At 69.3% G+C, this 4,068-nt stretch carries 4 protein-coding genes and 1 pseudogene; 3 read left to right on the forward strand and 2 right to left on the reverse strand.

Features of this window, described 5'->3' with window-relative positions; genetic code table 11:
* The first annotated feature begins 40 nt into the window (after nucleotides 1-40).
* Genes ABFX54_RS50970 through ABFX54_RS50980 form a run of 3 tightly spaced genes read left to right on the forward strand, consistent with a single transcriptional unit; the run spans nucleotide 41 to nucleotide 3,098 of the window.
* On the forward strand, nucleotides 41-1,054 hold the full coding sequence (locus tag ABFX54_RS50970; RefSeq protein ID WP_346114454.1) for an ABC transporter permease: 1,014 nt from the start codon (nucleotides 41-43) through the stop codon (nucleotides 1,052-1,054).
* A complete protein-coding gene (locus ABFX54_RS50975; RefSeq protein WP_346114455.1) occupies nucleotides 1,051-2,076 on the forward strand; it encodes an ABC transporter ATP-binding protein in 1,026 nt (341 codons plus the stop codon). The genes ABFX54_RS50970 and ABFX54_RS50975 overlap by 4 nt, the downstream gene beginning before the upstream one ends.
* Entirely contained in the window at nucleotides 2,037-3,098 is a 1,062-nt protein-coding gene (locus ABFX54_RS50980; RefSeq protein WP_346114456.1) for an ABC transporter ATP-binding protein, read from the forward strand. The genes ABFX54_RS50975 and ABFX54_RS50980 overlap by 40 nt, the downstream gene beginning before the upstream one ends.
* 66 nt (nucleotides 3,099-3,164) lie before the next feature.
* Here the strand turns inward: ABFX54_RS50980 and ABFX54_RS50985 are convergent, their stop codons facing one another.
* Both ABFX54_RS50985 and ABFX54_RS50990 read right to left on the reverse strand, forming a co-directional pair.
* Nucleotides 3,165-3,848, reverse strand: coding sequence for a response regulator (locus ABFX54_RS50985; RefSeq protein WP_346114457.1), 684 nt, complete (start codon nucleotides 3,846-3,848; stop codon nucleotides 3,165-3,167).
* Nucleotides 3,845-4,068, reverse strand: a pseudogene (locus tag ABFX54_RS50990) (hypothetical protein); the annotation flags it as partial. The pseudogene ABFX54_RS50990 and the gene ABFX54_RS50985, both read right to left, overlap by 4 nt.

Consider the following 4,068-nt stretch of genomic DNA (forward strand, 5'->3'; position numbering starts at 1 on the left):
CCCCCCGCCCCGGGCGGGCTGCCCCACTCGGCCGGTAGCGGTGGTCACATACATCATCAGGCGTCTTATCGGCGCGTTCGCCATGCTGATAGTGATCAGCATGGTCACGTTCGGCATCTTCTTCGTCGTGCCGCAATGGGCCGGGGCGACACCCGAGGCCCTCGCGTCGCGTTACGTCGGCCGGGCGGCCACACCGGAGACGGTCCACCTGGTGGCCGAGCGGCTCGGCTTCAACGACCCGGTGGTCGTCCAGTACGGCAGGTTCGTCAAAGGCCTGTTCACCGGCGCCGAGTACGACTACGGCGCGGGCGTCGAGCAGTGCCCCGCACCCTGCTTCGGCTACTCCTTCATCAGCGGGCAACCCGTCTGGCCCGACCTGGTCGACCGCCTGCCGGTGACCTTCTCCCTGGCCGTCGGGGCGGCGATCATCTGGGTGCTGGCCGGCGTCAGCGTGGGCGTGATCTCCGCGCTGCGCAGAGGCAGCTTCTTCGACCGCCTGTCCATGGGCACGGCGCTCGCGGGCGTGTCACTGCCGATCTTCTTCACCGGCATGATCTCGCTGGTCGTCTTCAGCTACGGCCTCGGCTGGACACCACCGGGCGGCGCGTGGACCGACTTCACCGTCAACCCGGCGCAATGGGCGTTCAACCTCCTGCTGCCGTGGATCACGCTGGCGTTCCTGTTCGCCGCCGGATACGCGCGCCTGACCCGCGCCGGGATGCTGGAGACGATGGGCGAGGACTACATCCGCACCGCCAGGGCCAAGGGACTGCGGGAGGGCCGGGTCGTGGTCAAGCACGGCCTGCGCGCCGCGCTCACCCCCATCCTGACCCTGTTCGGCATCGACTTCGGCCTGCTCATCGGCGGCGCCGTCCTCACCGAGACCACCTATACTCTGCCCGGGCTCGGCCAGTTCGCCATCCTGGCCATCAGGAACCAGGACCTGCCTCAGGTGATGGGCGTGGTGCTGGTGGCCGCCGGCTTCGTGGTCGTCGCGAGCCTGATCGTCGACCTCCTGTACGCGGTGGTCGACCCGAGGGTGAGGTTGTCGTGAGCTTTCTTGACGTCAAGGATCTGAAGATCCACTTCCCGACGGACGACGGTCTCGTCAAGTCCGTCGACGGGCTGTCGTTCGCCGTCGAACGCGGCAAGACCCTCGGCATCGTGGGCGAGTCGGGCTCCGGCAAGAGCGTGACCAGCCTCGGCGTGCTCGGCCTGCACAAGGGCGGCCGCGCCAGGATCAGCGGCGAGATCTGGCTCGACGGCGAGGAGCTCAACGGCGCCAGCGCCGAGCACGTCCGCCGGCTGCGCGGCAAGAAGATGGCGATGATCTTCCAGGATCCGCTGTCGTCGATGCACCCCTACTACACGGTCGGCCACCAGATCATGGAGGCCTACCGGATCCACAACGACGTCTCCAAGCAGGTGGCCCGCAAACACGCCATCGACATGCTCGGCCGCGTCGGCATCCCCGAGCCGGCCGGCCGGGTCGACAGCTACCCGCACGAGTTCTCCGGCGGCATGCGCCAGCGCGCCATGATCGCCATGGCGCTCTCCTGCGACCCTGAGCTGCTCATCGCCGACGAGCCGACCACCGCCCTCGACGTGACCGTGCAGGCCCAGATCCTCGATCTCATGCGCGACCTGCAGCGCGAGTTCAACTCCGCGTTGATCGTCATCACGCACGACCTCGGCGTGGTGGCCGAGCTGTCCGACGACATCCTCGTCATGTACGGCGGCAAGTGCGTCGAATACGGCACCGCCGACGACATCTTCTACCGGCCGGAGCACCCCTACACCTGGGGGCTGCTGGGCTCCATGCCCCGCCTCGACCGCGAGCCCACCGAACGGCTGCTGCCGATCAAGGGCTCACCGCCGTCCCTCATCAACGTGCCGCCGGGCTGCGCCTTCCACCCCCGCTGCCCGTACGCCGAGCGCACGGGCGGCAAGGCCCTCACCGAGGTGCCCGCCCTCGCCGAGACCGAGGGGGGCCACCTGGTGCGCTGCCACATGAGCAGGAGCGAGCGGCAAGGCCTATGGGAGAACGAGATCAAGCCAGTGCTGGAGATCCAGTGAGCGAGAATGAGCCGCTTCTGTCCGTGCAGAACATGGAGAAGCACTTCCCGGTGACCAAGGGCCTGCTCAAAAGGCAGGTCGGCGCCGTCAAGGCCGTCGACGGGATCAGCTTCGAGGTGTTCAAGGGCGAGACGCTCGGCCTGGTGGGCGAGTCGGGCTGCGGCAAGTCCACCACGGGACGGCTGGTCACGAGGCTGCTCGAACCCACGGCCGGCAAGGTCGTCTTCGAGGGCCAGGACATCACGCACATGAGCCAGGGCCGGCTCCGGCCGCTCCGGCGCGACATGCAGATGATCTTCCAGGACCCCTACTCGTCGCTCAACCCCCGCCACACGGTGGGTGCCATCGTCGGCGCGCCCTTCCGCATCCAGGGCGTCAAGACCGAGCACGGCGTCAAGAAGGCCGTCCAGGACATCCTGGAGATGGTCGGGCTCAACCCCGAGCACTACAACCGCTACCCGCACGAGTTCTCCGGCGGGCAGCGGCAGCGCATCGGCATCGCCCGCACCCTCGCGCTCAAACCCAAGCTGATCATCGCCGACGAGCCGGTCTCCGCGCTCGACGTGTCGATCCAGGCCCAGGTCGTCAACCTGCTCGAAGACCTGCAGAACGAGCTGGACCTGACCTACGTCGTGATCGCCCACGACCTGTCGGTGGTGCGGCACATCAGCGACCGGGTCGCGGTCATGTACCTCGGCAAGATCGTCGAGGTTGCCGACCGCAAGCGGCTCTACAGCTCGCCCATGCACCCCTACACCAACGCGCTGCTGTCGGCCGTGCCCGTGCCCGACCCGAAGGTGCGCAAGGACCGTGAGCGCATCCGGCTGACCGGCGACGTGCCCAGCCCGCTCAACCCGCCGCCCGCCTGCCGCTTCCACACCCGCTGCTGGAAGGCGCAGGAGGTCTGCAAGACGGTCGAACCGCCGCTGGCGGAGCTGGCCAGCGGCCACCAGGTGGCCTGCCACTTCCCGGAGAACGTCACCGAGCCGACGGCCCCTGAGGCCCCCGCCAAGGCCGGCTGACCCGCCACGTCTCACGCCGCGGCCCCACCAACCCCCGTGGGCGGTGGGGCCCGAGCGTGGGTGTGATCAGGAGATGGCGCCGGGGGTGATCAGCCCCGTCTCGTAAGCCAGCACCACCGCCTGCACGCGGTCCCGCAGCCCCAGCTTGGTCAGCACGTTGCCCACGTGCGTCTTCACCGTCGTCTCGCTCACCACGAGCTTGGCCGCGATCTCCGCGTTGGACATGCCCTTGGCGATCAGCCGCAGCACCTCCAGCTCCCGCTCCGTCAGCCGGTCGAGCCGCGCGGGAGCGGCCTGCTCGTACGCCGACGGCAGCCGCGTCGCGAACCGGTCCAGCAGCCGCCGGGTCACGCTCGGCGCCACGATCGCGTCACCCGCCGCCACCACCCGGATGGCCTGCACCAGCTCGTCCGGCGGCACGTCCTTCAGCAGGAACCCCGACGCGCCGGAGCGCAGCGCCTCCACGATGTACTCGTCCAGGTCGAACGTCGTCAGCACCAGCACCTTCGGCACGTGCGCCGCCGGCGCCGCCTCCCGCACGATCCGGCGGGTCGCCTCGATGCCGTCGACCCCGGGCATCCGGATGTCCATCAGCACCACGTCGGGCAGCAGCGCCCTGGTCTGCTCCTGAGCGTCCTTGCCGTCGCCCGCCTGCCCCACCACCGTGATGTCGGGCTCGGCCTCCAGGATCAGGCGGAAGCCGGTGCGCAGCAGCGGCTGGTCGTCCACCAGCAGCACTCTGATCGTCATTGTCCGTCCTTCAAGGGGAACCTCGCCCGCACCTCGAAACCGCCCCCCGGTAGCGGACCGATGCTGAGGATTCCACCATAGAGGGCAACGCGCTCGCGAATGCCCACCAAACCATGCCCTGACGGCAGCGACACGTCCCCGTCCTTGCCGTCCCTGTCACTGGCACCGCCGCTGCCGCCGCCGCTGCCGCCGCCGCTGCCGCCGCCGCTGCCGCCGCCGC

Source organism: Nonomuraea maheshkhaliensis (assembly GCF_039529435.1).
Classification (GTDB): Bacteria; Actinomycetota; Actinomycetes; order Streptosporangiales; family Streptosporangiaceae; genus Nonomuraea; species Nonomuraea maheshkhaliensis.